This is a genomic window from Shinella sp. GW821-FHT11G07, from assembly GCF_058808115.1.
On the sequence record NZ_JBXARJ010000007.1, the window covers coordinates 124103 to 150990 of the forward strand.

General features: G+C 62.1%; 21 protein-coding genes. 7 read left to right on the forward strand and 14 right to left on the reverse strand.

The window, feature by feature from the left end:
• The first annotated feature begins 1 nt into the window (after position 1).
• From AC1RT2_RS15315 to AC1RT2_RS15325, 3 genes are all read left to right on the forward strand, one after another.
• Entirely contained in the window at positions 2-925 is a 924-nt protein-coding gene (locus AC1RT2_RS15315; RefSeq protein WP_493103144.1) for an ABC transporter permease, read from the forward strand.
• A gap of 15 nt (positions 926-940) precedes the next feature.
• Positions 941-2188, forward strand: coding sequence for a kynureninase (kynU, locus tag AC1RT2_RS15320; protein ID WP_493103146.1), 1248 nt, complete (start codon positions 941-943; stop codon positions 2186-2188).
• Positions 2189-2252: 64 nt separating this feature from the next.
• Positions 2253-3221 (forward strand): threonine ammonia-lyase, encoded by a 969-nt coding sequence (locus AC1RT2_RS15325; RefSeq protein WP_493103148.1) that lies wholly within the window; start codon positions 2253-2255, stop codon positions 3219-3221.
• Positions 3222-3228: 7 nt separating this feature from the next.
• Here the strand turns inward: AC1RT2_RS15325 and AC1RT2_RS15330 are convergent, their stop codons facing one another.
• The 7 genes from AC1RT2_RS15330 to AC1RT2_RS15360 form a co-directional block, all read right to left on the reverse strand.
• Positions 3229-3915 (reverse strand): ABC transporter ATP-binding protein, encoded by a 687-nt coding sequence (locus AC1RT2_RS15330; protein ID WP_493103150.1) that lies wholly within the window; start codon positions 3913-3915, stop codon positions 3229-3231.
• Positions 3912-4661: an ABC transporter ATP-binding protein gene (locus tag AC1RT2_RS15335; protein ID WP_493103152.1), complete on the reverse strand. Its 750-nt coding sequence runs from the start codon at positions 4659-4661 to the stop codon at positions 3912-3914. The genes AC1RT2_RS15330 and AC1RT2_RS15335 overlap by 4 nt, the downstream gene beginning before the upstream one ends.
• On the reverse strand, positions 4654-5625 hold the full coding sequence (locus tag AC1RT2_RS15340) for a branched-chain amino acid ABC transporter permease (RefSeq protein WP_493103154.1): 972 nt from the start codon (positions 5623-5625) through the stop codon (positions 4654-4656). The genes AC1RT2_RS15335 and AC1RT2_RS15340 overlap by 8 nt, the downstream gene beginning before the upstream one ends.
• A gap of 7 nt (positions 5626-5632) precedes the next feature.
• The gene (locus AC1RT2_RS15345) at positions 5633-6553 is read right to left on the reverse strand and encodes a branched-chain amino acid ABC transporter permease (RefSeq protein ID WP_069062133.1); all 921 of its coding nucleotides are present in this window, start codon (positions 6551-6553) and stop codon (positions 5633-5635) included.
• A 93-nt stretch (positions 6554-6646) separates the two neighbouring features.
• Positions 6647-7783 (reverse strand): ABC transporter substrate-binding protein, encoded by a 1137-nt coding sequence (locus tag AC1RT2_RS15350; protein WP_493103157.1) that lies wholly within the window; start codon positions 7781-7783, stop codon positions 6647-6649.
• Between the two features lie 39 nt (positions 7784-7822).
• Positions 7823-8659, reverse strand: coding sequence for a tryptophan 2,3-dioxygenase (gene kynA, locus AC1RT2_RS15355; protein WP_493103159.1), 837 nt, complete (start codon positions 8657-8659; stop codon positions 7823-7825).
• 1 nt (position 8660) lies between these two features.
• Entirely contained in the window at positions 8661-10280 is a 1620-nt protein-coding gene (locus tag AC1RT2_RS15360) for an AMP-binding protein (protein ID WP_493103161.1), read from the reverse strand.
• A gap of 305 nt (positions 10281-10585) precedes the next feature.
• Between AC1RT2_RS15360 and AC1RT2_RS15365 the strand changes: the two genes are divergently transcribed.
• From AC1RT2_RS15365 to AC1RT2_RS15375, 3 genes are all read left to right on the forward strand, one after another.
• On the forward strand, positions 10586-11416 hold the full coding sequence (locus tag AC1RT2_RS15365) for a hormone-sensitive lipase (protein ID WP_493103163.1): 831 nt from the start codon (positions 10586-10588) through the stop codon (positions 11414-11416).
• Between the two features lie 171 nt (positions 11417-11587).
• The gene (locus tag AC1RT2_RS15370) at positions 11588-12703 is read left to right on the forward strand and encodes an efflux RND transporter periplasmic adaptor subunit (RefSeq protein WP_493103165.1); all 1116 of its coding nucleotides are present in this window, start codon (positions 11588-11590) and stop codon (positions 12701-12703) included.
• Between the two features lie 12 nt (positions 12704-12715).
• Entirely contained in the window at positions 12716-15787 is a 3072-nt protein-coding gene (locus AC1RT2_RS15375) for an efflux RND transporter permease subunit (protein ID WP_493103167.1), read from the forward strand.
• A 332-nt stretch (positions 15788-16119) separates the two neighbouring features.
• Here AC1RT2_RS15375 and AC1RT2_RS15380 read toward each other — a convergent pair whose 3' ends face one another.
• Entirely contained in the window at positions 16120-16794 is a 675-nt protein-coding gene (locus tag AC1RT2_RS15380) for a spermidine synthase (protein ID WP_493103169.1), read from the reverse strand.
• A gap of 691 nt (positions 16795-17485) precedes the next feature.
• On the opposite strand from AC1RT2_RS15380, the gene AC1RT2_RS15385 reads away from it, so the two are divergent.
• Positions 17486-18403 carry a recombinase family protein gene (locus AC1RT2_RS15385; protein WP_493103171.1) on the forward strand — a complete coding sequence of 306 codons (918 nt, stop codon included), beginning with the start codon at positions 17486-17488 and terminating at the stop codon, positions 18401-18403.
• A gap of 1294 nt (positions 18404-19697) precedes the next feature.
• On the opposite strand, the gene repC is transcribed toward AC1RT2_RS15385, so the two are convergent.
• The 6 genes from repC to AC1RT2_RS15415 all read right to left on the reverse strand — a co-directional run bounded on the left by repC (position 19698) and on the right by AC1RT2_RS15415 (position 26871).
• Entirely contained in the window at positions 19698-20912 is a 1215-nt protein-coding gene (gene repC / locus AC1RT2_RS15390) for a plasmid replication protein RepC (RefSeq protein ID WP_493103173.1), read from the reverse strand.
• Positions 20913-21065: 153 nt separating this feature from the next.
• Complete coding sequence (gene repB, locus AC1RT2_RS15395; protein ID WP_493103175.1) at positions 21066-22052, reverse strand: plasmid partitioning protein RepB; 987 nt, start codon at positions 22050-22052, stop codon at positions 21066-21068.
• A 74-nt stretch (positions 22053-22126) separates the two neighbouring features.
• Complete coding sequence (gene repA, locus AC1RT2_RS15400) at positions 22127-23314, reverse strand: plasmid partitioning protein RepA (RefSeq protein WP_493103177.1); 1188 nt, start codon at positions 23312-23314, stop codon at positions 22127-22129.
• A 218-nt stretch (positions 23315-23532) separates the two neighbouring features.
• Positions 23533-24744 carry an L-2-hydroxyglutarate oxidase gene (lhgO, locus tag AC1RT2_RS15405; protein ID WP_493103179.1) on the reverse strand — a complete coding sequence of 404 codons (1212 nt, stop codon included), beginning with the start codon at positions 24742-24744 and terminating at the stop codon, positions 23533-23535.
• Between the two features lie 49 nt (positions 24745-24793).
• Entirely contained in the window at positions 24794-25711 is a 918-nt protein-coding gene (locus AC1RT2_RS15410) for a polysaccharide deacetylase family protein (protein ID WP_493103181.1), read from the reverse strand.
• A gap of 59 nt (positions 25712-25770) precedes the next feature.
• On the reverse strand, positions 25771-26871 hold the full coding sequence (locus AC1RT2_RS15415) for a substrate-binding domain-containing protein (protein WP_493103185.1): 1101 nt from the start codon (positions 26869-26871) through the stop codon (positions 25771-25773).
• Positions 26872-26888 lie beyond the last annotated feature (17 nt).

Below are 26888 nucleotides of genomic sequence, written 5' to 3' on the forward strand. Positions count from 1 at the left end.
CATGGATTTTCTTCAAAACACCGTCGCGAGCTTCATCGCACTCGTTCCCGTCACACTGGCACAGAGCCTCATCCTCGCCTTCGTCGTGCTCGGCATCATGATCCCCTTCCGCATGCTGAGCTTTCCGGACCTGACCAGCGAAGGCGCATTCCCGCTCGGCGGCTGCGTCTGCGGCGTGCTCATGGCGGCCGGCATGTCACCGCTCCCGGCGATCCTGATTGCGCTCATGGCCGGCTTCGTCGCCGGCTGCTGCACGGCCTTCATCCACCTGCGTTTCCGGATCCACACGCTGCTCGCCGGCATCCTGATGATGACGATGCTCTACTCCATCAACCTGCGCATCATGGGCCGCTCGAACCTCTCGGTCTTCGGCTCGACGACGGTGTTCGACTGGGTGCCATTCCTTCAGCCCGGCTTTCCGGCGAGCAAGATCGTCATGGCAGGGGCCATCGGCCTCCTCGTCTTCACCCTGCTCCTCTATTTCTTCCGCACCGAAAAGGGCACGGCCGTGCGCGCCGTCGGCGCCAATCCCGATATGGCCGAGGCGCAGGGCATCAATGTCTGGCTCGCGACCATCGGCGGCGTCGGGCTTGCCGGCGCCTTTTCCGCGACAGGCGGCGCGCTGATGGTGCAGTCGCAGGGCTTTGCCGACGTCAATATGGGCCTCGGCATCCTGATCAACGGGCTTGCGGCGCTGATGATCGGCGAGGCGATCGTCGGCAAGAGTAGTGTGCCGCGCCAGCTCGCCGCCCCTTTCGTCGGGGCTATCGTCTACTACCAGCTTGTCTCCTTCTGCCTTGCCGCCGGCATGCCGCCGCCGGATCTGAAGCTGGCGACGGGCCTGTTCGTCCTGGCCATGCTGGCCCTGCCGAGCCTCAAGCGCAGCCGCGGGGCAGCGCCCGCCCGCGAAACCGTTCGCGAATAATCCAAGGACCATCCAATGACCGCACTTCCCGATTTCACTCAGATCGAGGCCATGGATGCCGCCGATGAGCTGCGCTCCATGCGTGAACGCTTCATCCTGCCGCCGGGCCTCGTCTATCTCGACGGCAATTCGCTGGGCGTCGCCTCGCATGCCGCCTTCGCCGAGCTGCAGAAGGCGGCGACGGAAGAATGGGGGCAGGACCTCATCCGGAGCTGGAACACCGCCGGCTGGTTCGACATGCCGCTGGCGCTTGGCGACCGCGTCGGCCGCCTGATTGGCGCTGCTGCCGGCCAGACGGTCGTCTGTGACACGACCTCGATCAACATCTACAAGACCCTGCATGCCGCGATGGCGCTTCGGCCGGACCGTTCGGTCATCGTCAGCGAGGGCGGCAGTTTTCCGACGGATATCTATATGGCCGAGGGCGTGGTTTCGACGCGTCCCGGTGCATCGCTCCGCCTCGAAGGCGTGGATGCACCTGATATCGAGGATCTGGTCGACGGCAACGTCGCCGTGGTTCTCGTCAACCATGTCAACTACAAGTCCGGCGAGCTGCGCGACATGGCGGCGCTGACGCAGAAGGCCCACGAGAACGGCGCGCTCATCATCTGGGACCTCTGCCACACGGCGGGCGCCCTTCCGGTCGATCTCGACGGTGCGAATGTCGATTTCGCCGTCGGCTGCACCTACAAATACCTGAACGGCGGCCCCGGTGCGCCGGCCTTCATCTACGCCGCCGAACGGCACCACGGAAATATCAGCCAGCCGCTCAGCGGCTGGTGGGGCCATGCGCGCCCCTTCGCCTTCGAAACACATTATGCGGCCGGCGATGGCATCCGCCGTTTCCTGTGCGGCACGCAGCCGATCCTGTCGTTTCGCGCATTAAAGGGCGCACTCGACATCTGGGACGAGGTCGACATGGCCGCGCTGCGCGAAAAGAGCCTCGGCCTTACCGATCTCTTCATTGCGCTCGTCGAAGAAAAATGCGCCGGCCATGGCCTCGAACTGGAAAGCCCACGCGACCGCGCAAAACGCGGCAGCCAGGTGTCGTTCAGCCATCCGAACGCCTATGAGATCATGCAGGCACTGATTGCCCGCGGCGTCATCGGCGATTTTCGTGCTCCCTCCACCCTGCGCTTCGGCTTCACGCCGCTCTATGTCCGCTATGCGGACGTGTGGCAGGCCGTCGTGATCCTCGAAGATATTTTGCGCACCGGCGCATGGCAGGATGCACGCTTTGCCGTCCGGGCCGCCGTGACCTGATTTGCGACTGCGGGCGGTCTTTGCCCGCAGTTTCTCAACAGAGGATATCGGGAGGCCTTTTGCCATGACCGAACCACACCGCCCGACCCTTGACGAGATCGGCGAGGCACGTTTGCGCATCGCGCCACACTTGGCCCGCGCGCCGCTCGTCAGGCTCGACCTCGGTTTCCCAGACCGAACAATCTTCCTGAAGCTGGAAACCCTGCCGCCGATCGGCGCCTTCAAGCTCCGGCCGGCTTTGAATGCCGTGTTGTCGCGTGATCGCCCGGCGCTCAGCAAAGGCGTCGCGGTCACCAGTTCCGGCAACATGGCTTATGGCATGGCCTGGGCCGCGCACCGCGCCGGCGTGCCGATGGTGGCCTACATGTATCGCGGGGCGCCGCAGACCAAGATCGATGGTGTGCGGAGCCTCGGCGGCGAGGTGCGCTTCGTCAGCGCGCAAACCTGGTGGGACTACATTGTCGGCGCGGACCGGCCGGATGCGCCGGAACTGCTGATCAACCCGGTGACCGACCAGGCGGTGCTCAACGGCAACGGCTCCATCGGCATGGAAATCGTCGAGGATTTGCCCGATGTCGACGTGGTGCTGACACCCTATGGCGGTGGCAGCATGACCACCGGGGTCGCCAGTGCAATCAAGGCCGTCTCCGCGCGGGCGCGCGTCTTCGCGGTCGAGGACGACAGCGCAGCGCCGGTCACCGCAGCCCTTGCAGCGGGAAAAATCGTGACGATCGAAACCCGGCCGTCCTTCATCAAAAGCATTGGCGGCCCCTCGCTGGTGCCGCAACTCTGGCCGATCGCCCGGGACCTGATCGACGGCGCCATTGCCGTCAGCCCTGACAATGTGGCGGAGGCGATGCGGCTGCTGTTCAGGAAGGCCAAGATTGTCGCCGAAGGTGCGGGCGCGGCCTCGCTCGCCGCCGCGATCGCACGGCCCGATCTGACGGGAAACATCGTCTGCGTCATCTCCGGCGGCAATATCGATGCGGAGGCCTATTCCGTGGTGCTCGGCGGCGGCATCCCGGCCGCCTGAGCAAGCGTCAGACGCCGAGATAGCGGTCCTGAAGCTCCGGCGTCAGCGCCGTCGGCGCGCCCTCGAAGACAGTTGCCCCCTTTTCCAGCACGAAGCACCGGTCCGCCACCGGCAGCAACTCCGAAAGCGTCTTGTCGACGACAAGGATCGATTGGCCGGCGGCCTTCAGCTTGCGGATCGCCGACCAGATGTCCTGCCGTATGACGGGAGCAAGGCCCTCGGTCGCCTCGTCGAGGATGAGGAGGCGCGGATTGGTCATCAGGGCACGGCCGACGGCAAGCATCTGCTGCTCGCCGCCGGAAAGCGTGCGGGCATGTTGGTCGCGCCGCTCGCCGAGGCGCGGGAAGAGATCGACAACCTTCGCAAAAGTCCACTCGCTGCCGCGGGCCGTGGCGACGAGATTTTCCATCACCGTCAGGTTGGGAAAGCAGCGCCGTCCTTCCGGCACGAGACCGAGGCCGAGCCTGGCGATACGGTGCGGCCGCATGCCGAAGATGGCTTTGCCACCAAAGCTGATCGCGCCGGCCCGCGGACGCACGAGGCCGATGATCGAGTTGATCGTGGTCGTCTTGCCCATGCCGTTGCGCCCCATCAGCGCGACGACTTCGCCTTCCCTGATATCGAGATCGACGCCAAAGAGTGCCTGCGAGGCGCCGTAGAAGGTTTCGAGGCCTTTGAGGTCAAGGAGGGTCACGCGGCTTCTCCCAGATAGGCGCGGCGGACTTCCGGGTCGCGGCGAATTTCATCGACCGTGCCCGTTGCGATGATGCGGCCGTAGACCAGCACCGATATGCGGTCTGCCAACGCGAAAACCGCATCCATGTCGTGCTCCACCAGCAGCATCGGCGCTTCGTGGCGCAGGCCGTCGAGGAACATCGTCAGCTGCTTGGAGCCTTCCGGTCCCATACCCGCCATGGGTTCGTCGAAGAGGAAGGCTCTTGGCGAAAGGGCGAGTGCGATGGCGATTTCGAGCTGCCGGCGCTCGCCGTGGGAAAGTTCCGCTGCCGGCACATGCGCGCGGGCGGCAAGGCCGACACGCTCCAGCATGGCCATTGCGGGATCGATCAGGCTCCGGTCGCGCGCCACCTGCCGGAAGAACCGGAAGCTGCTGCCCTCCTTCGCCTGCACCGCCAGCATGACGTTACGCAGTGCGGAGAATTCCTGTGCGAGCGAGGAGATCTGGAAGCTGCGGGCAAGGCCGAGCCTTGCCCGCGCCGCCATGTCGAGCCCGCCGATGTCCCGGCCGAGAAAACGGATCGTGCCGCTGTCGGCTTTCAGGGAGCCGGCGATCTGGTGGATGAGCGTGCTCTTGCCCGCACCGTTCGGCCCGATCAGCGCGTGGATCTGGCCGGGGTAAAGGTCGAGGCTGACGCCATCGGTGGCCTTCAGCGCGTTGAAGGATTTGCGCAGGTCGCGGATTTCGAGAATGGGCTCAGACATGGCGCGGCTTTCCCGAGACGAGGCCCAAAAAACCACCGCGCGCAAAAAGCACGATGCCGAGCAGGATGAGGCCAAGGAAGAACTGCCAGCGCTCGGTGATGCCGCCGAGCACATATTCGAGGCAGACGAAGATCATCGCGCCGGCGACGGGTCCGAACAGCCGTCCCTTGCCGCCAAGAATGATGAGCACCATGAGTTCACCCGACATGTGCCAGGAGAGCATCGACGGGCCGACAAAGCGGTTGAGATCGGCATAGAGCGCACCGGCAAGGCCAGTGATCATCGCCGAGAGCGTGAAGGCGACGAGCCGAATCTGGAAGGGCTGAATGCCGACCGCGGCAAGGCGCACGCCGTTCTGCCGGGCCGCTTGCAGGGCGCTGCCGAAGCGCGAGCCTTCGACGAGGCGAAACAGCAGGAGCGTCGCCATGAGCACCGCAAAGCAGATCAGGAAATAGGGTAGCGGCTGCGCGGTGTTGATGCCGGGGAAGGCGTTGCGCACATAGATCGACAGGCCATCCTCGCCGCCATAGGCCGGCCAGGAGATGGCGAAATAGTAGATCATCTGCGCGAAGGCGAGGGTGATCATGATGAAATAGACACCGGTCGTGCGCAGGCTGATCACGCCGATCGGCAGGGCGACGAGCCCGGCAACTAGAACGGCCACCAGCCAGATCAGCGGCATGGAGGTCGTACCGGGAATGCCGGCAAAGAGTGGTTCGGCGTTGAACGCGTGGGTTGCCAGGATGCCGGCGACATAACCGCCAAGGCCGAAGAAGGCGGCGTGTCCGAAGGACAGCAGCCCGCCGACCCCAAGCGCCAGGTTGAGCCCGACGGCGGCGAGCGCCAGCACGACGACGCGGGTGGCAAGCGTCACATAGAAGGGTTCGCCCATGCCGGCCGCGATAAGCGGCAGGGCGAGAAGCAGGAGGGCAATGAAGAGGTTGACGGTGGTCTCGCGGGTCATCTGGGCCTCACGACTGGGCCGCGAACAGGCCGCTCGGCCTGAAAGCGAGGATGAGAGCCATGACGACATAGATCAGCATCGAGGCCACTGCTGCGCCGATCGTGGTGGCCTGTGCGGCCGGCATGGTCAGCGCAAGCAGCGAGGGCAGCAGGAAGCGGCCCATGGTATCGACGACGCCGACGATGACCGCGCCGACCAGCGCGCCCTTGATGGAGCCGATGCCGCCGATGACGATGACGACGAAGGCCAGGATGAGCACCGGCTCGCCCATGCCGACCTGAACCGACTGGAGCGCCCCGACGAGTGCACCGGCAAGGCCGGCCAGTGCGGCACCGAGCGCAAAGACCACCGTATAGAGCGTGCTGATATCGACGCCGAGCGCCGCGATCATCTCGCGGTCGGATTCACCGGCGCGGATCCGCATGCCAAGGCGTGTCTTGGAGATCAGCAGGTAGAGGCCCACAGCCACCGCAATGCCGACGGCGATGATGGCCAGCCGGTAGAGCTGGTACTGGCCGCCGCCCGGAAGCGGCACCGCGCCCTGAAGCTGCTTGGGAATATCGAGATAGAGCGGGAACGAGCCAAAAAGCCAGCGCGCGCCTTCGGATAGAATGAGGATCAGCGCGAAGGTGGCGAGCACCTGGTCGAGATGGTCGCGGTCGTAGAGCCTTCGGATCACGGCGACCTCGATCAGGGCGCCGACACCGGCGGCGGCGACAAGGCTGGCGATGAGGCCCAGCCAGAAGGAGCCGGTGGCGGCCGCGACCGTCGCGCAGGCGAAGGCGCCGATCATGTAGAGCGAGCCGTGGGCGAGGTTGATCAGGCCCATGACGCCGAAGATCAGCGTCAGACCGGCGGCCATCAGAAACAGCATTACGCCGAGCTGAAGCCCGTTGAGCAGTTGTTCGATGAGGAGTGCGGTGAACACGGCGTCGGTCCAAGCTTCGGGTCAGGATCGCGTGGGGCATAGCCCGGGCGCCGGCTAAAGCCGGGCGCCCGGGCAATCAGACGTCAAAGGGCGTTACAGGCCGCACTGGTCGGCGTAGGCGTCCTTGTGATTTTCGAAGGCGGTCGCGACGATCTTGTTGGTCAGCACGTCGCCATCCTTCACCACCTCGCGCACATAGATGTTCTGGATCGGGTGCTGGTTCTTGTTGAAGGTGAACGTGCCGCGCACGGACTTGAAGTCGGCTGCCTTCAGCGCTGCGCGAAAGGCGTCCTTGTCCTTGACGCTCGCCTTGGAAAGCGCCGAGAGGATCAGGTTCGCCGTATCCCAGCTCTGCGCCGCATAGACCGAAGGCAGGCGGTTGTATTCGGCCTTGAAGCTTTCGACGAAGGCCTTGCTGGTCTCGTTGTCGAGGTCCGGCGACCAGCTGGCGGAATTCTTCACGCCGAGCGCTGCATCACCGACGGCCGGCAACACGTCCTGGTCGAAGGAGAAGCCCGGTCCCATGACCGGAATGCCGACGCCCGACTGGGCATATTGCTTCATGAAGGCGATGCCCATGCCGCCGGGCAGGAAGAAGTAGACGGAATCGGCGCCAGACGCGCGGATCTGTGCAATTTCGGCCGCGTAATCCGTCTGGCCGACCTGGGTATAGACCTCACCGGCAAGGTTGCCTTTGTAGAAGCGCTTGAAGCCGGTCAGCGCATCCTTGCCGGCCGGATAGTTGGGCGCGAGAATGAACGAGTTCTTGTAGTCCTTGTTGGCATATTCGCCCATGCCTTCATGGAAATTGTCGTTCTGGTAGGCGACGTTGAAGTAGTTCGCATTGCAGTTCGCCCCGGCCAGCGCCGAGGGGCCGGCGTTCGGCGAAAGATAAATGATGTCCTGCGCCACCGTGTTAGGCACGACGGCCATGGCGAGGTTCGACCAGATGATGCCGGTCATCAGGTCGACCTTGTCGCCCTGGATCATCTTTTCCGCGATCTGCACGGCCAGTTCCGGCTTCTGGGCGTCATCCTCGATCACGAGTTCGACGTCCTTGTTGCCCGATTGCTTGATGGCGAGCGTGAAGGCGTCACGCATGTCGATGCCAAGGCCGGCACCGCCACCCGAAAGCGTGGTGATGACGCCGATCTTCACCGGCTCGGCATAGGCGAGGCTGGATGTCGCGAGCGAAAGGCCGAAGAGGCTTGCTGCCAGAATGCGGTTCATGCTGTTCTCCTCATAGAGTTCGGTTTTTATTGTGTTCTATCAAAGGTCTGTACGAACATGCCATAGCTCGGGGAAGAGTTCCACTTCCAGCATTTTCTTGAGATAGGAGGCGCCGGAGGTTCCGCCCGTGCCGCGCTTGAAGCCGATGATGCGCTCGACGGTGGTGACATGGTTGAAGCGCCAGCGCCGGAAATAATCCTCGAAATCCACGAGCTTTTCCGCAAGCTCGTAGAGCATCCAATAGCGCTGCGGATCGCGGTAAACTGTCTGCCAGGCTGCAAAAACCTTGTCGTTCTCGGTGCGTGTCTCGCGCCAGTCGCTGCGCGCCGCCTCGTCGCCGATATCGAAGCCGTTGCGGCCGAGAAGCCGGATCGCCTCGTCGTAGAGCGAGGGTGCGGCGAGGATCGCCTCCAGCTTTTCCATGATATCGGGGCGATGCGCGTGCGGGCGCAGCATGGCGGGATTGCGGTTGCCGGCCAGGAACTCGATTGCCCGGTACTGCCAGGACTGGAAACCCGAGGATTGCCCGAGCGAATCCCGGAACTCGGTATATTCGCTTGGCGTCATCGTGCGCAGCACGTCCCAGGCGCTGTTGAGCTGCTCGAAAATGCGGGCGACACGCGACAGCATCTTGAAGGCGGGCTCCAGCCGGTCCGCCCGTAGCGACCGGATCGCCGAGCTGATCTCATGCAAGGCAAGCTTCATCCACAGCTCGGAGGTCTGATGCTGGATGATGAACAGCATTTCGTCATGGGCGTCCGACAGGGGCGCCTGCGCCGTCAGCACCTTCTCCAGCTTGAGATAGTCGCTGTAGGACATGCGCTCCTTGAACGACATCTGTGCGCCTTCCGTGGAAGGGTCATACGGCTTGCTCATCTCAATGCTCCGTGCGCAGGCGAAAACGCTGGATCTTGCCGGTCGGTGTCTTCGGCAAGGCATCCAGGAACTTCACCGAGCGTGGGTATTTATAGGGGGCGATCATCGCCTTCACATGATCCTGCAGGCGCTTGATCGTCGCCTCGTCGGCCGAAACGCCGGCCACCAGCACGATATGGGCCTCGACGATCTGGCCGCGTTCGCCATCGGCCGCGCCGATCACGGCGCATTCCGCCACGTCCGCATGGGCGATCAGCGCCGCCTCTACTTCAGGGCCGGCGATGTTGTAGCCGGCGCTGATGATCATGTCGTCGGAGCGGGCGGCGAAGTGGAAAAAGCCGTCCTCATCCTGCAGAAAGGCGTCGCCCGTGAGGTTCCAGCCGTCGCGCACATAGTCGCGCTGGCGGGTATCGGCCATGTAGCGGCAGCCGGTCGGGCCGCGCACCGCAAGCTTGCCGACCGTGCCGCGCGGCACTTCGTGCATCTCCTCGTCGACGATCCGTGCCTCATAGCCGCCCACGGGTTTGCCGGTGGAGGCCGCCTTGCGGTCTTCGAAACGGTTGGAAATGAAGATGTGCAGCATTTCGGTGGCGCCGATGCCGTCGAGGATCGGCTTGCCGGTCTTTTGCGTCCATTCTTCGAAGACAGGCCCGGGCAGCGTCTCGCCGGCGGAGATGGCAACGCGCAGCGACGAGAGGTCCGCGCCGGCATCCATCGCCTTCAGCATGGCGCGGTAGGCGGTGGGCGCCGTGAACGAGATCGTCGCCTTGTAGGTCTCGATAATCTCCACCATCAGCGCCGGCGTCGCCTGTTCGAGCAGCGTCGCGGCCGCGCCGAAACGCAGCGGGAAGATCGCAAGGCCGCCGAGGCCGAAGGTGAAGGCGAGCGGCGGCGAGCCGACGAAGACGTCCTCGGGGGTCACCGCAAGGACTTCCTTGGCGTAGCCGTCGGCGATTACCATGAGGTCGCGGTGAAAGTGCATGGTCACCTTCGGCACGCCCGTGGTGCCGGATGTGAAGCCGAGCAGCGCCACGTCGTCGCGTCCCGTCCGCACGGCATTAAAAGTGACCGGTTTGTCGAGCGCGACGCGGTCGAGTTCAGCATCATGGTTTGCGGTTCCGTCAAAGCCGATGACCTGTTTTAGATAGGCGCTGTCCTTGGCGCAGGCGATCATTTCGTCCATCAGCCGCGTGTCGCAGAGCGCCAGGCTGATTTCGGCCTTATCGACGATCTTGGCGAGTTCCCCGGCGCGCAACATCGGCATCGTATTGACAACGACGGCGCCTGCCTTGGTGGCGGCAAGCCAGCACGCGACCATGGCCGGATTGTTGGCCGAGCGGATGAGAACGCGGTTGCCGGGCTTCACGCCGTAGTTTTCGACGAGGGCATGGGCCAGCCGGTTGGTCCAGTCGGAGAGTTCCTTGTAGGTGCGCCGCCGCCCGTTGCCGATCAGCGCCGTGCGGTCGCCAACGCCTTTGGCGACCATCGCATCGGTCAGCTCCACGGCGGCGTTGAGATGATCCGGATAGTCGAAGCCGTCGAGCAGGAAATCCGGCCACTCCCCCGGCGGCGGCAGGTTGTCGCGGGTGAATGTGTCGACATGTGCGGTCGGTCCAAGCATGTGGCGGCTACTCCCCTGTTGCTGTCTCGCCCTGCTCCCAGGCACGGTCAAAGCCGACGAGATGGTTTTTGGCCGCGCAGCGACACTCGACCGGGCATGGCTCCGCCGGATCGCGCCGTCGCGCAGGAAATGCATCGTTGGTGATGGGCACAGCGAAGACCTCCACTTCTGCGCTGAACATGGAGCAGCATCGCATCTGTCAAAAATTATTTCAAGCATAAAGTTTCTTGCCCGATGGCATTGCCTTTGCCGACGGACCAGGCGATTGCTATGCCGCTGGCCGCATCAACGGGAGGAGTGCAGCGATGCTGGAATACCGCATTTCGGATTGGGACGACGCCTATGCCAATGGTGTGAACATCGCGCGCAGCGATCGGTGGCCGGAGGCCTGGACCAAGCCCGCCGCAGCATTCCGGGACACGTTGCTTTCCGCCGGGCGTGCAAAACTCGACCTCGCCTATGGCGAGCGGCCGCGCAACCGCCTGGACCTCTTTCTCCCGGAAGGCCCGGCCAAGGGTCTGGTCGTCTTCGTGCATGGCGGCTTCTGGCTGCAAACCGACAAGAGCGTCTGGTCGCATCTCGCCGCCGGCGCTGTCACGAGCGGCTACGCCGTCGCCATGCCATCCTATACGCTGTGCCCGGAAGTTCGCATCGGGCACATCGTGACGGAAGTCGCAGCCGCCATCGGGGAAGCCGCAAGGCGCGTCGAGGGCCCTCTGATGCTGACCGGGCATTCCGCCGGCGGTCATCTCGCCAGCCGGATGGTCACGGCGACGTCGCCTCTTGCACCGCTCGTTCAGCAGCGCATCCGCAACGTCGTCTCCATCTCCGGCCTGCATGACCTGCGCCCGCTTCTATCCACCACCATGAATGAAAAGCTCGCCCTCGACGAGGCAGAGGCACTTGCGGAAAGCCCCGCACTGCTGCGACCCATGGAAAATGCCCGCATCACCTGCTGGGCCGGCGCCAGCGAACGCGCGGAATTCCTGCGCCAGAATGCCTTGCTCGCCAACATCTGGACGGGGCTGGGCTCAACCACCGCAACGGTCGTCGAGCCGAACAAGCACCACTTCGACATTCTCGACGGTCTCACCGACGCAGCGCATCCACTGACGAGGGCCCTACTGTCGGAGTGACCGCATTGTTGCGAAAATGAAGACAAGGCCGCTCCAACGAGCGCCGTTCAGGGCGGCGCACATCGTCTTTGACCGGGTCAACTCCGTAGAGAATGACCGTGCCGTGCGCGAACAACCTCACGTCGGCTACTCTGCCGTTTTTCCATCACAACTACAGTTCATGCAGGCGGCATGAATCGCTTCGTCAAAACGCCCCTGATCGTCTTTTCGCTCGCCGTTGCAGGCCTTGTCACGGCATTCGCCGATCGGCAGGGACTGGCCGAGGATGCCGCACAACCTGTTGCCGCGAAGGTCGTCGAGGTTGCGGCCTCGGAGGTCATCAGGCTTGAACGCAAGGCTTACGCCGAGACCCTGCCGATCAACGGCTTTCTGCAACCCGCCCGCCGGGTGACACTTACCGCCAAGCTCTCCGGTGTTCTGAAAGACGTTCATGTCGATGTCGGCGACAGTGTGCGCAAAGGCGACATCGTCGCGTCGTTCGATGACGAGGCGCTAAAGCTTTCCCTTGAAAGCAGGGCCGCACGCATGGAAGCCAAGGCCGCAGCCCTCACCCGCGCCGAAACTGAACTGGAGCGCGCGCGCGGCTTGGCGCAGACGGGCGGCATCACCAAGGCGCGGGTGATCGAGGTCGAGACCGACATGATGGTGCAGAAGGCCGAACTGCGCGCCTTGCAGGCAGAGGCCGCGGAGACACAGCGCCTCCTCAACGATGCCGTCGTGACCGCGCCATTCGACGGCGTCATCAGCATCCGGCGAATCAATCCGGGTCAGGCCATCTCCGCCAATACCGAGCTCATGGAAATCGTCGATACCGCGGAAATGGATATGGTCGCCAAACTCCCCCCCGCCGAGGGCACGCGACTTCACGCCGGCCAGACCGCTCAAATTCGCATCGAAGGCCTGCCGGACCAGACCCTTTCTGCCCGTCTCGCGCGGATCAGCCCGGCAACCGTCGATGGCTCGCGATCGCTGCTGATCTATCTGAGGCTCGAAAAGACGGGTGCTGCCCTTCGCGGCGGCATGTTCACGGAGGGCGAATTGCAGCTTGCCCGGATGGACGATGTGCTCGCGGTGCCGAGCGCGGCGGTACTTTACACGGACAAACTGCCCTTCGTACTCAAGATCGCAGATGGCAAGGCGCAGCGCCAACAGGTCACGCTGGGCAAGGCCCTGCGCCGCGATGGCCTCGTTGAAATTCGCGAGGGCCTAAAGGAAGGGGACATGGTGGTCACCGTTCCGCTTGCCGACGTCAAGAACGATACGCCTATGACGATCGCGCAGCGCTGACGGAGGCCGGACATGTTTCTTGCCCGCATCTCCATCGGCCAGCCCGTCTTCGCGACCATGGTCATGCTCGGCATCATGGTGCTCGGTCTCGTCTCCTGGATGCGCCTGCCCATCGATCTTCTTCCAGCGGTCGACCTGCCGATGGTGGTCGTTTCCACCAGTTTCGAGGGGGCTTCTGCTCTGACCATCGAGCAGCAGGTGACGCGGCCGATCGAGGACAATGTCGGCACGCTCACCGGCGTGAAACGCGTGACCTCCCACTCGTCGCCCGGCACGTCGCTCGTCATCATAGAATTCACGCTTGAAACACCCTCGCGCGCTGCCGCCGATGACGTGCGCGAACGTGTCTCCCGCCTGCAATCCGCATTGCCAGACGGCGCGGACCAGCCGATCGTCACACGATTCAATCCGCAAGATGCGCCGATCCTGTCGCTGGCCGTTAACTCCCCGACGCTCTCTCTCACCGACATGACGGGCATTGCCGAACGGATCATCGTGCCTCGCCTCCGGCGGGTGCCGGGGGTCGGGCAGATCAGCGTTGTCGGCGGCAGCGCCGCGCAGATCCGCATCGAGCCGCATATCGCCAAACTTGCTGCCTATGGGATTCCGGTGACCGGGGTGATCGATGCGGTTCGCAAGGCGACGCGCGACGATGCCATCGGCTCGATCATTTCGAACACGAACGACCACAGCGTGACACTGAGCGTAGTGCCCCAGAACGTCGAGGCCTTCGGTGACATCGTGGTGACACGCGACGAGACCGGCCGCGCCATCCGCCTTTCGGAGCTTGCCAGCATTGCGGAAACCGGCGCCGACCCGAAGGGCCGCGCCTGGTTCAACGGCGCGCGCACGATCGCCCTCGATATCGTCAAGATCGACGGCGCCAATACGGTGGAAGTGTCGGAGGGCGTCCAACGCGAGGTCGCCAAGCTCAAGAGCGATTCCGGCCTGCGCGGTCTCGACATCGCCGTGTCGCAGGATAGCGCGCGCACCATTTCCGCGCAGATCGGTGACGTGCAGCGCACGATCATCGAGGGCGCCGCACTCACCATCGTGATCGTGCTGCTCTTCCTCAATTCCTGGCGCTCCACGGTCATTACCGCGCTGACTTTGCCTGTCTCGGTGGTTGGCACATTCGCGGCTATGGCCTTGCTTGGCTTCAGCCTCAACCTGATGACGATGCTCGCACTGTCGATCTCGATCGGCATCCTGATCGACGACGCCATCGTCGTGCGTGAAAACATCAGCCGCCATGCGGCGATGGGCAAGAACAGGAAACAGGCCGCCCTCGACGGCACCTCGGAGATCGGCCTTGCGGTGCTGGCGACGACACTCTCCATCGTCGCCGTCTTCCTGCCGGTCGGCTTCATGGGGGGCGCGCTCGGCCGCTTCTTCTACCAGTTCGGCGTTACCGTCTCGGTCGCGGTGCTGATTTCCCTTCTCGTCTCTTTTACGCTGGATCCGATGTTGTCGAGCGTCTGGTCCGATCCGCCGGCTTCTGAGAAAAAAGGCCGCCTTCGCAACTTGCTCGAAGGTTTCGAGCGCGGTTTCGAACGGATCGCTCAGGAATACGGCCGCGTGATCGGCTGGTGCCTCGATCATCGCCTCGCCGTTTCCGGGCTTGTTGTGGCGACCTTTGTCGGTAGCCTCCTGCTCGTCCCGAAGATCGGGGCGGAGTTTGTGCCGCCGACGGACCAAGGCATCGTCAGCGTCTCGCTGACCCTGCCGGAAGGGGCGTCGGCTGACTACACCGCGGTCAAGGTCGGACAGGCGGAGCGCATCCTGCGCGGTTTCTCCGAGGTGTCGACGGTCTACTCCACAGTCAACAGCCGGGACGGCGCAGAAACCAACAAGGCGCGTCTCATCGTTTCGATGGTTCCCGCCGACGAGCGGACGGAGACGTCGCTCACGCTCGCCCCGCGCCTGCGCGAAGCGCTTGCGGTGATCGCCGGCGTGAAGGTCGAAGTCGGGCAGCCCGAAGAAAGTGGCGGCGCCGAGGCGAAGGCCATCCAGATTTCGATCCTCGGCGACGACCTGTCCGTGCTTGCCCGCCTTTCTCGCGAAGCAAGTGCCAAGCTGCGCGACATCAATGGTCTCGTCGACCTCGAATCTTCCGCCGACAAGACGCGGCCGGCCTTCACCGTTCGCCTCCGTCCGGATGCGGCAGCCGACCTCGGCATCCAGTCGGACATGCTGGTGCATAACCTGCGCCCGCTGGTCGCCGGTGAAAGCGTCGCCAGTTGGGCGGAAAGCGGCGACGGCTCGCGTTTCGTCGTGGTGCGCCTGCCCAAGGAGGGGCGCCGGTCGATCGAGGATCTAAAGGATCTGCCGATCCCCATCGAGCAGGCCGGGGTGGCGGGCAGCGTACCCCTGTCGCAGATTGCCGAGGTGACCGAAGAACAGGCGGCGCAGACGGTCTTCCGCCGCGACGGTGACCGCGAGGTGCGGCTGTCCGCCAACATCTCCCAGCGTGCGCTGGGCGATGTCGTCACCGACATCACGGTGGCGACCGACGCCATCGCTCTGCCGCCGGGATACTACATCGTCATCGGCGGCCAGACCGAGGACATGGTGGAGAGCTTTGGTTATGCGGTGGAGGCACTGGTTCTCGCGGTCGTCTTCATCTACCTCATCCTCGCCTCGCAGTTCGGGTCCTTCGTCCAGCCGCTTGCCATCATGACAAGCCTGCCTCTGTCGCTGATCGGCGTGCTCCTCGGCCTGTTGCTGACGGGTTCGACCATCAACATCTTCTCGGTGATCGGCTTCATCATGCTGATGGGCCTCGTGACGAAGAATGCCATCCTGCTGGTGGACCATGCCAATCAACGGCAGCGGGAAGGTGTTTCGGTGCGCCAGAGCCTGATCGATGCCGGCACGATCCGTCTGCGGCCGATCATCATGACCACCTTCGCGATGATCGTCGGCATGGTTCCGCTCGCCCTTGGTTTGGGCGAAGGCGGCAAGGAGCGGGCCTCGATGGCCCATGCGGTCATCGGCGGCCTGGTATCCTCGACCGCGCTGACCCTGCTGTTCGTGCCGGTCGCACTGTCGCTCATCGGATCGGTGAAGCGTCGGCTCGCGTGAATCACATTCGTAGCGGCACCGTCTCTTTGGCTCGATCCGGGCGATAGACTACGGAGGCGATTCTACTGCGCGGTCGACCTGTCATCCGGGCACCAAACCGGAGTCTTTCGCATGGACGTTGGACCTGCGACCACTTTGGGGATTTCCCTAATTGCTGAGGACTTCCCGGTTCGGAAATTGCGAGGCCTCTTTCGAGCGCAAGACGAAAATCGAGCATCAGGTCATCGGCATGTTGCGGATCGGGGAGGCAAAATGCTGACACCATCGTCAGCGGAGCCCATCTCGGCATAGGGGAGTTCCTACGGCAGGAACGTCTGTGCGGATTCCGTCTGCTAGCGTTTGGTCGCCATCCACAGGATGTGGCGGGCACCGCCGCGCTTGCCATTGGCGCGCACGTTCACCTCGTCGGTAGCGAAGCCAACGTCACGCAACCGGCGTGTAAAAGCGCTATCCGGCGCGGATGACCAAACACCCAGCACACCCCCTGCGCGCAGGGCAACCTTGGCGGCACGAAGGCCATTGTGGTTATAGAGGCTGTCGTTGGAGGCGCGCGTCAGACCATCGGGTCCGTTGTCGACATCAAGCAGGATGGCGTCGTAGGCAGCCTTCGTCGACCGGATCAACGCGCCGACATCACCGACATGAACTTTGACGCGTGGATCATCGAGTGTGCCGTTGTGGAGATCGGCCATGGGTCCGCGCGCCCAATCGACGATCGCCGGAACGAGCTCCGCGACAACGACATGGGCGTCGTCGACCAGGACATCAAGAGCCGCCCGCAACGTGAACCCCATTCCGAGGCCGCCGATCAAGACGCTGGCGTTTTTCCGACCGGCAATCCGCTCGCAGCCAAGCGTCGCCAGCGCCTCTTCCGAACCGCTCAGCCTGCTGTTCATCAGCTCCGTCGCACCAAGCATGATGGAAAATTCGCTACCCCGCTGCTTCAAGCGCAGCTCGCCGCCACCGCCAGGAATGGTTGTGCGATCCAGCTGAATCCAAGGAAGCATCGGGGTATCTCATTGTGTTGTTCGGAGGCCTCGTAACATGAGTACTGTGCGAACACATCACCTTATCGATGAACCGAAGAGAATTGAATGCAACCCGGACCTGCTCTCGACTTCGGCTTTTGTTTCGCTCAGCTTTGCAAGATGGAGAGTTTGTCGGCTCCTAAACATTGATTTACAGCGGCTATGGCGAAGACGAGCGCCTGGTCGAGCAGTCAGCCGTTGAACATGACGTTCATCGCCCGGCCCGGGCGTCCTAAGCTGAAGGATCTTAAAGGCCCCGAAGCGCACTACATAACGCCCCGCGTCCTGGATGGGCTGGCCATTCGACTCCAGAAGCCGACCACATCCTCACGGAAAGTCGCATGACATGTGGCCAAGCGAGAAGGACCACTTGAGCTTCCGTGATCAGATCAACGAGGACGCCGAAGCGAGTGGTTCTGCAGCCGGATACCGGGCTCCCCTTCAACCTGAATCAACACGACAAAATTCGATCTACGTCCAAACGGCCGTTCGATCGAATTTCGCCCACTGCGGGCCCTAGGCATTATCTTGAAGCGATAACGATCACACGGTCTGGAGGGTATCGATTTCGCGCTGTGCGACCTCCCCTTTCGTCCATAAAACACGATTACAAAGGAGTGTTTTCTGATATGTTTATATTTGTACAAACCATTTAGGAAACACGAAAGTCTTGGCAAAACCTGCAAACCTCGATCCATCTCCCCCGACACAACGGTTGGTCGGGTACGCGCGTGTTTCAGCGGACGATCCGTTCAACGATACGCAAGTCGACGAATTGCGGGCGGCTGGCTGCCACCGTATCCAGCGGGAGCACGAAACCGGCGCATCCAGCGCAAGACCGGTGCTGACTACGCTTCTTAAAGACCTTGCCCTCGGCGACGTTCTCGTTGTCGTACGTCTCGATCGGCTGGCGCGATCGGTCAGTCATTTGCTTGAAGTCATCGAAAACTTGGAAAAGCGCGGCGTTCATTTCCGCTCCTTGCACGATCCGATCGATACCTCGACGCCACAAGGCATGGTTTCCTTGCAGGTGCTCAGCGCAGTCGTCCAACTCGAGCGCGCCGTGATTGTCGAGCGAACTAAGTCCGGCATGAAGGCGGCCAAGGCGCGCGGCAAGCTTGCGGGCAATCCCGGACTTCGGGAAAGACGCCCGGAAGCGATCCGTGCCGTTTCCCTGGCGCGTGAGCGGGTCTATCTCGATGGCCTGATGGCGTCAGTAGAGACGTGGCTGCCGACGGTGCGTCAATTGCGGCCCCAGCATAGCTGGGACGATGTCGTCCTGATCCTCAACCGGCGGGGACACGACTGGACCGTCGAGCGCTTACGTCGAGCGATCCACCGAATGGTGCGGGAAAACCTTGTAGAACCGGAATTGCTCCTCCGATCGCCGCGACGGCCACCGGAGCATCGCCTGATGCAGGTCGTTGCCAGGATCGCCATTGCAGACCCGGATCTGTCGCTGCGCCGCATTGCGGCCCAACTGGATCAAATGCACGAGCGACCGCCACGGGGCGGCCGGAAGTGGCAGCCATCATCTGTCAGGGCATTGCTGGATGATGCGCGTCGCCTGGGCTTCATGCGCTCTTGAGAGTTTGGTGCATGCAGCGCCAATCAGGGCCGTCGTACGTGCAACTCGAAACCGTAATCAAGACAGCCTGACACAGCCGAGCGCCGCGGCATCAACCAGAAAACCATGGCCAATGGACGAGCGCAACTCGGCATTGGTCTGCTGTCCAGCGCAACAATCCGAATGCCCCCACACCTGGCATTGGACACCGGCAGATAAAACCTAAGCCCGGCGGCCACGGCAAGTCGGCCTCTTCAGGAAGCCATCGCCAAGCGTCGTCTACGATGACGATCTCAATCAGCATAGCTCGTCTCATTGACGACTTTGCCACCGCTCGAACCGGAAACTCTGCTTAGCCAACTCGCTCGGTCAAGCCCTCCGGTCGGGTTGCAGACAGCGCTTTCGCGCGCCACCCAATTCTCGTCAGCCTAAAACGCCTTTCAAAGGAATTCTAAAGCCGCGTCTCCAGTGATTTGGAAACCGACGATCATGAGATTGTCACCGGTTCTTCCTGGGTGAGTACCGTCGAAGAACCGACCGAGGGAGGAAGCACGTTCGGATCGTCGGGCATAGAAAGTGGCAATGTTCCAATCAAAAACCGCCTTATAGCTTACTGAATGAAGCGGGACCGCAGACATCGCATGTTACGGCTGTTCGTCCCAATGAAGGGAGGCGGAATTGGGCGGCCGGCTCGAGAGCATGCCGTGTTTCGAACTTCAGCGACTTCGCCCCGGGGGCAACCGAATTCTGCGAGGTGCTCACGTTGACGTAGGTTCAGAACCCCAGCGCAGAGGCTCCACAGCTTCCGGGCATTGGGTGGGAGCCTCACCGACTGCGGGCGCTATTTAAAGAATGGTCCGGTCTGCGGCTCTCCACGGGGGAGAGGATTGATCCAACCCAGACTTTAAGCCGTTGTTGGCTTTCAACGGGGTTCACGGCTTCAGCCGCAGTTGGTAGGTAAGGGGTACCAATCACTCCTCCAATCTTGTGGTAAGCATGCTCCCAACGCCCCGATCAGCAAGGTGGGTTCACAACGAAACCCGCAACTCTGCTCGGGGTTTCGCATATGTTTGCAGGGGAATATCAGCTGAACTAGCTGATAATATTGATAAAAAAGCCTATTTGTACGGCTGACAAATCACCGTCACCCTTGAGAAGGTTTTTTACGGCAAGTTCCTTGCCGCAGGCCATCATCGATAAGGGACCCGGCGTGATAGAAGCGGGACCTATATCTGTAGACGGGTAGGTTTCGCGTCTGCGTCAGTCTGCAAGACAACTGCCCAGCTGGCAGAGCCTAGTAGGTTGCAAATATCTCTTACCCCACTTGTCGAGCACCATCACTCTGCGATCGCAAAAGAGCCATCAACATCGGCCCGACTGAAAACTCCCCGCGTCGCGCTTTTTCGATCAAATCACGCAGATAGGCGCCGGCCGAGTTGATACGCTCGGCGCGCTCCAGAATGCAGGCCACCAGAACCGCGGCATTCTCGCCCCCCACGGTCTCACAGGCCTGCTGGTAGACGGAGGATCCTATCCCGAGGGCCGAGCGGGCAATGACGGCCGCTGTCATCAAATCACGCCACCCGGTAACTGTGCCGCCTTGTGCGTACAGGACGATTTCGGGGCAGGCACGCAAGACCATTGCCAATGGGAAGGATGGAGCCTGAATCGGACGTCGTTCGATATTTGCGCCTACCGAGTCATCCCGCTCTTTTCGAGAGCCCGGTTCAGATTCAATGATAGATTCAGTATTTGAATTCTGTTTGTGCTGACGGATATCGTTGTCATTGGTGACGGATTTTGCCGGAATGATTTGATTTTCCAGCATGTTGATGACTTCGCTGCGAATGAGGAGCAGGTCATCAAGGGATTCTGCGAGTGCCTCTAGGGTTTTTGCCGATCGCAGGCCGCCTACCGCGGTGACATAGTAGCCCTCGACCTTCTCCCAATTGCCCGGCGCAGCTTCCTCGATCGCTGCCGATATCAGCTTTCGGATGTCCCTGCGGGTGATTGTGATGCGTTCCTTGATGAGCTTCAGGCGCCCGTTCTCTTCGGCTACCTGCTGTGCCAGCTGTGCCAATTCGCCAGATCGGGCAAGGAGTGGAGCCAAGCTGAACCCGTAAGCGGTCTCGATCGACCCGTCTCTTGCTTTTCGTGCGTAGCGTTTGCCATTCGGGCTGTCGTTGCGGTGGATAAGGCCGGCCTGCGTGAGGAGTGCGAGGTTTTCGCGCAGGGTCGTTCCCGCAATGCCGTTTGCACGCGCCGTGAGTTGGGCGTTGGATGGAAACACGATGAGATTGGCTTTATCCCGCAGGTCGGTTTCGGGATAAAACGACAGCAGCGCATGGAGCACGGCAAGGGCGCGATCTTTGAGACCGAGCAGCGACCGCGCCTCACAGGTGTCGCGATAAACCTTCCACTTGTCGATGGACTTACCGTGCGTGATATCCGCCGTATTGAACTGGCTTTTCACCAGGGCAAGTGTCATCGACCGCCGCCCAAAGGGCGTCGTTACACTTCCACTTTGCATGTCTTTCACCTTTCAAAAGGCAAAAGAAATCCGCTCACCAAAATTGGCGTCAAAGACTCTTGACTAGGATTCGTGGAAATGCGATTCTCTGAGTGTCTAGTTCGGAGAGAGGCTTCCACGGGTAACCGTTTGGGGGCCTTTTTCTTTTGCGATCTACCTTTCTTCAGCTTTTGTTGACGTCAGAAACTCTGTGTGCAGGCGCTCGAGGTTGTCCGCGATGAAGCGGCCAAAGCGGCCGGCATCGTGGGACTTGAGCGCAATCGAATAACTTTTTCCGGCGCCCTGGAACTCCGCACGCACGCTGGCGTCTGCGGCTTGCCACTCGCCACCGGCTTTTTGACGCTTTGGCAGACGGCCGGCCTTCTTGATTCCATTGGCGACGAATTCAAACCGAGCGTCGGATTGCAGCGGTGCGAAAGTCTTGCTTGCAACAAGCTCTTCAGCCAATGCCGCAGCAGATGGTTTTTCGATCTGCTGGGCGAGGTCGATCCAGCGGTCGCGACCAATACCTTTTGCCGCTCCGATCGCCTCTACAATCGCCTTTGGAACCCGGCTGCTTACGGACAGCATGCGCGTCAGCATCGGCGCGTCCACGGACAGAGCTGCCTGTATGGTCGGCTTGTCGTGTCCGAGGGATAGGAGTTTGTGCGCGAAAATCGCGCGTTCGATAAAAGAGAGGTTCTCCCGGGCGGAGTTTTCCTGACCTTGGGCGATGACGTGATCGCCGTCCGAGACCTCTCGAACGATGGCGCGGACAGGCCTTCCGAGTGCTTTTGCTGCACGGGCGCGACGGTGGCCAAAGACGATTTGGTACTGGCCATCGCTCGTCGGGTGAGGGCGTACCAGGATAGGCGTATCCTGGCCGCGTTCCTTGATGGCTTCAAGCAGTTCGGCAAAGGCAGCGTCATCGTCGCCAAGGCGATCGGAGACGAACGAGTTTTCGACCAAAGCCGTGTCCAGCTCGACAATTGCGTCCGCGGACTGGCTCTGGTCGGCGAGGGCGGCTTTTTCCGCAAGCTCATGCAAGGAACTGATCATCGAGCGCGAGGCGCCGCGCGTTGCATAGCCTGGGGTGGCGCGCCGCTCCGTGCTCGATTCTTGTGTGGCTGTGATGTTTGCAAAGACGTCCTTACGAGCCATCTCAGAGTTCCTTGAGCGCGTTCAACGCGCGGGTATTATTGTGAAAACTCAGGGTCTGTACGGCTGACAAGCGATTATGCATTGCGCCGCCCCCACGCCTTGTTCAACAGTTCGCTGACCTCTGCGTTGACCGCGTCCATCGATTCGCGGGCGCGATCGTAAGTCGCTGCCGTAAACTGGGCTCTCTCGACTTCATAGAGGCTCTGCTTCGTGAGGCCTGCGTCCGAAACCGCGGTCGATTTCACCATGTGATGTTTCATCATCTGCTGGGCAAACATTGATTGCATGAACCCGACCATCTGCTGTTGCGGGATGTCGGTGGGCTCGAAACGGGTGATCAAGTAGCGGAACCAGTCGAGCGAAACATTCACCCCGACATCTTCGACGCTCTTCAGGATGTCGCCGAGCATCAGGAGAAACTGCGACATCGACATGATGTCCAGCATCTGCGGGTGCACCGTGATGAGGACGGAAGTCGCGGCCGTCAAGGCCGTCAGCGTGAGATAACCAAGCTGGGGAGGGCAATCCACGACGACGACGTCGTACCGGTCATCGATCTCGCTCAGGGCGTCGCCGATGCGTGTGTAAAACAGCTTGCCAGCGTTGGAATCCTTGCGCTGCATGGCGATCGGCGTGTCGTATTCATATTCCTGCAGCTCGAGATTCGCCGGCACCACGTCCAGATTGGGGAAGTTGGTGGGCTGTATGATGTCGACAATCGACTTGCGCTGATCGTCGTATCGAAGGGCTTCGTAGAAGGAGGCGTTCTGGTCGAGTTCCGGCTGTATGCCGTAAAGCGCCGTCAACGATGCCTGCGGGTCGAGATCGACCGCCAATACCCGATAGCCGCGCAGAGCAAGATATTGGGCGAGATGGGCAGCGGTGGTCGTCTTCCCGGAGCCGCCTTTGAAGTTGACCACGGCGAGAACCTGAAGCTTTTCGGTGCCCTTGCGATGGGGCGAGCGGTCGAGCAAAGTCCGCAACTCGTTCATCTGGTTTGCGGTATAGTACCTGCGGCCGGTCGACGTGGTGCTGGGCTCGACGCCCTTGCCCTGCAGATGCAGCTTCTTGAGGTAACTTTGTGATACGCCTACGAATTCGGCGACCTCTGAAAGGGAGAACTGGCGAAGGGTCTTCTGCGCGTTCGGCGGAAATTTCTCCTGCCTCAACAGGTCGAGCTTCGAGGAGATATTGCTGCCTTGTTCGAGAATCGTATCCGCGAAACTCGTCACTTTTTCCGAAGTGGCCATTTTCACGTTCATTTAGGGATCTGCCTCTAATCACGATATTATCGCGGTTTCATACGAAATATCGTGACAGTTACCCGATTCCCCGATTCTGGCAAGGGAAATAGGGTTGCCAGGACCCTAACATCCTCAGGCCAATATGACAGTCAGCGCTTTGTGTATGGGCATTTATGGCCGGCACGGCCTCGAAAACGCGCAGCCCTCATCTTGTAGGAAGATCAGCCCCGTAGTCGTCACCCTGCCTTTCCGAGCCCGAAGGTCTCCGTGGCAAGGCTACGAATGTACTCGGCAATCGGGATTGCCGATGTCGCAGCGGGTGATGGGGCGTTGCAGATGTGGATGGTGCGCGCGGAGCTGCGGATCAGGAAATCATGCACCAATGTGCCGTCGCGCAGCACCGCCTGAGCGCGGATCCCTGGTGGATGGGGCAGGAGATCCTCGATTTCGAGCGAGGGGCAGTAACGCTGGCAGGCCTTCAGGTAACGGCGGCGGAAGGCTGAATTCGCGGCCTCCGTGAGGCCGGAGGAGAGGTTCGCCCGCAATGTGCGCCAAAACCCGGGAAAGCGCACCATGGCGCCGAGATCACCGAAATCGACGGCGAGTTTGCCGTAGCCTTCACGCGAAAGCGACAGCACGGCGTTCGGCCCGACAGTGACGTAGCTGCCGATCATGCGCGTGAGGTGGATGCCGAGGAAGGGCAGGGCGGGATCCGGCACCGGATAGATGAGGTGACGAACGACCTGGTCATGGCGCGGCGCCAGACGGAAATACTCGCCCTTGAAGGGCACGATGGCAAAGTCGTCGCCAAGCCCGCACAGGGCGGCGAGCCGGTCCGCCATGACGCCAGCGCAGACGACGAGATGGCGCGTTGTGCGGGTGCTGCCGTCGGCAAGGGTGAGGCGCACGTCGTTTGCCCGCTCCTCGATGTGTTTTACCTCGGCCCCGCGGGTCACCTGGCCGCCGAGATCGCCAACGAGCGCGGCCATGCGGCGCACGATGCCACCATAATCTGCAATGCCCGTCGTAGGACTGAGCAGCGCGCCCAGCCCCTCGATGTTGGGCTCGATCTCCCGCAGTTCCGCTGTACTCACGCGCCGGACATCAAGGCCGTTTGCAATCGCCCGCGTTTCGAGGGCGGCAAGGCGCTCCATCTCGACGGAGGACGTGGCGACGAGCAATTTTCCCGGCTGCTCGTGCGCGATGCTGTGCTCGGCGGAAAAGCGCAGCGTGGCGGCAAGCCCACGGCGGCAGAATTCCGCCTTCAGGCTGCCCGGGGCATAGTAGATGCCGGCATGGATGACGCCGCTGTTGCGGCCGGTCTGGTGCAGCGCAAGCTCTGCCTCCTTTTCAAGCACTTCCAGCGATAATCCTGGAAAGTGGCGCAGCAGTTCATAGGCCGTCGCGATGCCGACGATGCCGCCGCCGATAATGGTGATGTCGGTCACATATGCCTCCTGTGTCGGGCGGCGGTGCCGCCGCCCGGATGTCCGTCTTTCAGGCGATCGGCCGGATCTTCTGTTCGCCGTGACGACGCTCCCATTCTGCCCATTCGTCGTGCGGATTGGAATCGCGCAGAATCGAGGGTTCGATCAAGGTGAAGTCGGCAATGGCGTCCTTGCGCAGGCACACGACACCCTTGTGTTTCAGGGCATAGTCGAGGAAACGGTCGAGCGAGCGGACGCGGAAGGGCCGGCCCTGCACCCGGTCGTGGGTGGAGATCGACATCATGCGCCGGCGGGTCGCAGCCTCCTCGTAGAGCACGTCGAATTCATCTTTTAGCTGACGCTCATATTCCGTGTTGGTGAATTTGTAGCCCTCGAACTGCACGATGTCGTTGAGGGTAAGGGAGTAGGGCACGACGGCAAAATCCTTGCCGCGCACCGGGATGAGGAAGGGTTCATCGCGGCTGACATCGTCGATGTGATAGCGAAAACCTTCATCCTGCAGTATTTTCAGCGTGTTGACGGTGCCGCGCATCGCCGCGCCATTGTAGCCGACGGGAGCGACGCCGGTGGCGCGCTTGATCGAAACCACATTGTCGCGGATGAATTTTCGCTCGTCCGGTTCCTGCAGATCGACCTGAAGGATCCAATCGCGCCCGTGCGCGGCGGCTTCATGGCCGCGTTCGACGATCTCGCGAGCGACGGCCGGACTGCGGTCCACGGCGGAACCGACCATATGGGACGTCACCTTGATGCCGTGTTTGTCCCAGAGGTCCAGCATGCGCTGGATGCCCTCGACATAGCCGTAGCGGTACCAGCTCTTCGTCGGGAAGTCGGGGTAGGAAGGGTCCATGTCGATGAAACCCGAGAACGGGCCGCCCGGCCCATAGGGCGCCTCGCCACCGGCCTCGAACTGCATGGAAATGGAAATCACCAGCCGGATGTCGTTCGGCCAAAAGGGTTTGCTCATCTTGGTCTCCATTGGGGAAGGAGGCGGGCGCGGCTAGCCGAAACGCCCGCCGGAAAGCTTCAGTTGACGCCCCAGATCTTCTTGTAGGCGTCGCGGTAGCCGTTGTTCGGGTCGAAGGCGAAGCGCTCGCCGCCGTCTTCCTTGACGTTTTGCGGCAGGAAGAGGTGCACCGGCACGACGTAGCCGGAATCCTTCTCTCCGGCGAAGGCGCGGTTCAACTCATCGACGGCCTGCCAGCCGTGCAGCGACAGCGGTTCGGCCACGGTGCCGGTCTGGTAGTAGTTTTGCTGGATGCGCTGGAAGGCGGCCTCCGAGCCGTCGCCAGCCGAGACATTGCGCGGAAAGCCATCCGCCGCCTTGCCGGCGGACTGGAGTGCCGAGGCCATGAAGTCGATGGGCAGGTCGTTGATCGTCAATGAATAGGTCCACTCGTCGCCAAAACGCTGAAGCAGGGCATTGGTGAGCGGCGGCATGCGCGTCGAGGCTTCGGCGAGCGGCGTATCCTCGATCGTCAACAGCTTGCAGGTCGTGCAGGCGCGGATGACCGCCGCCATGGCGTCGGACTTGGCGATGGCGATGTCGTAGACGCTGTCGGTGAAGATCACGACATTGGCCTTGCCGTCGCTGTCGGCGACGACGAAGGAGGCCGCCGCCCTGGAAATCTCCAGCGGGTCGGTGGTGATGTTGGTGACGATCGCATGTTTTTCGGAGGGGCCGGTGGTTGCCGTGGCGTGCCAGCCGACAAGCTTTATACCGGCACCGGTCGCCTGCTTGATCGCCTCGGCCTGCTCGTTGGCATCGACGGAGCCGAGCACGATACCGTCGGGCGAAAGCGCGATGGCCTGTTGTAGGGCGGCGGAGCGGCCGGAAACGGTGCCCTGCCCGTCGATCACCCGGACGGTCCAGCCGATGGCGGCTGCAGCTTCCTCGATGCCCTTGGAGACGCCGAGCACGCCGCCATTGCGCATATCGGCTGCCACATAGACGATCGACTTGCCCTTCTGCGCGACCGGTCCCGTCGTCGGGCCTGTCCAGGCGGGGTTGGGCTTGGTAATTTCGGCGATATAGGCCTTGGCGTCGGCCACGGCATCGGCGCGGGCTGTCGTGGCGCTAATGGCCACCAGCAGCGTCAGTGCAGTCGTTTGAAGCAGTCTCTTCATGTCTTCTCTCCTCCTTG

Excerpts from the sequence above, each read along its gene's own strand:
- AC1RT2_RS15375 (WP_493103167.1), top strand. The coding sequence starts at position 12,716 with ATGTTTCTTGCCCGCATCTCCATCGGCCAGCCCGTCTTCGCGACCATG.
- AC1RT2_RS15365 (WP_493103163.1), top strand. The coding sequence starts at position 10,586 with ATGCTGGAATACCGCATTTCGGATTGGGACGACGCCTATGCCAATGGT.
- AC1RT2_RS15350 (WP_493103157.1), bottom strand. The coding sequence starts at position 7,783 with ATGAACCGCATTCTGGCAGCAAGCCTCTTCGGCCTTTCGCTCGCGACA.
- kynA (WP_493103159.1), bottom strand. The coding sequence starts at position 8,659 with ATGAGCAAGCCGTATGACCCTTCCACGGAAGGCGCACAGATGTCGTTC.
- repA (WP_493103177.1), bottom strand. The coding sequence starts at position 23,314 with ATGAACGTGAAAATGGCCACTTCGGAAAAAGTGACGAGTTTCGCGGAT.
- AC1RT2_RS15360 (WP_493103161.1), bottom strand. The coding sequence starts at position 10,280 with ATGCTTGGACCGACCGCACATGTCGACACATTCACCCGCGACAACCTG.
- AC1RT2_RS15370 (WP_493103165.1), top strand. The coding sequence starts at position 11,588 with ATGAATCGCTTCGTCAAAACGCCCCTGATCGTCTTTTCGCTCGCCGTT.
- AC1RT2_RS15340 (WP_493103154.1), bottom strand. The coding sequence starts at position 5,625 with ATGACCCGCGAGACCACCGTCAACCTCTTCATTGCCCTCCTGCTTCTC.
- AC1RT2_RS15380 (WP_493103169.1), bottom strand. The coding sequence starts at position 16,794 with ATGCTTCCTTGGATTCAGCTGGATCGCACAACCATTCCTGGCGGTGGC.
- AC1RT2_RS15325 (WP_493103148.1), top strand. The coding sequence starts at position 2,253 with ATGACCGAACCACACCGCCCGACCCTTGACGAGATCGGCGAGGCACGT.
- repB (WP_493103175.1), bottom strand. The coding sequence starts at position 22,052 with ATGGCTCGTAAGGACGTCTTTGCAAACATCACAGCCACACAAGAATCG.
- AC1RT2_RS15415 (WP_493103185.1), bottom strand. The coding sequence starts at position 26,871 with ATGAAGAGACTGCTTCAAACGACTGCACTGACGCTGCTGGTGGCCATT.
- repC (WP_493103173.1), bottom strand. The coding sequence starts at position 20,912 with ATGCAAAGTGGAAGTGTAACGACGCCCTTTGGGCGGCGGTCGATGACA.
- AC1RT2_RS15410 (WP_493103181.1), bottom strand. The coding sequence starts at position 25,711 with ATGAGCAAACCCTTTTGGCCGAACGACATCCGGCTGGTGATTTCCATT.
- kynU (WP_493103146.1), top strand. The coding sequence starts at position 941 with ATGACCGCACTTCCCGATTTCACTCAGATCGAGGCCATGGATGCCGCC.
- AC1RT2_RS15315 (WP_493103144.1), top strand. The coding sequence starts at position 2 with ATGGATTTTCTTCAAAACACCGTCGCGAGCTTCATCGCACTCGTTCCC.
- AC1RT2_RS15335 (WP_493103152.1), bottom strand. The coding sequence starts at position 4,661 with ATGTCTGAGCCCATTCTCGAAATCCGCGACCTGCGCAAATCCTTCAAC.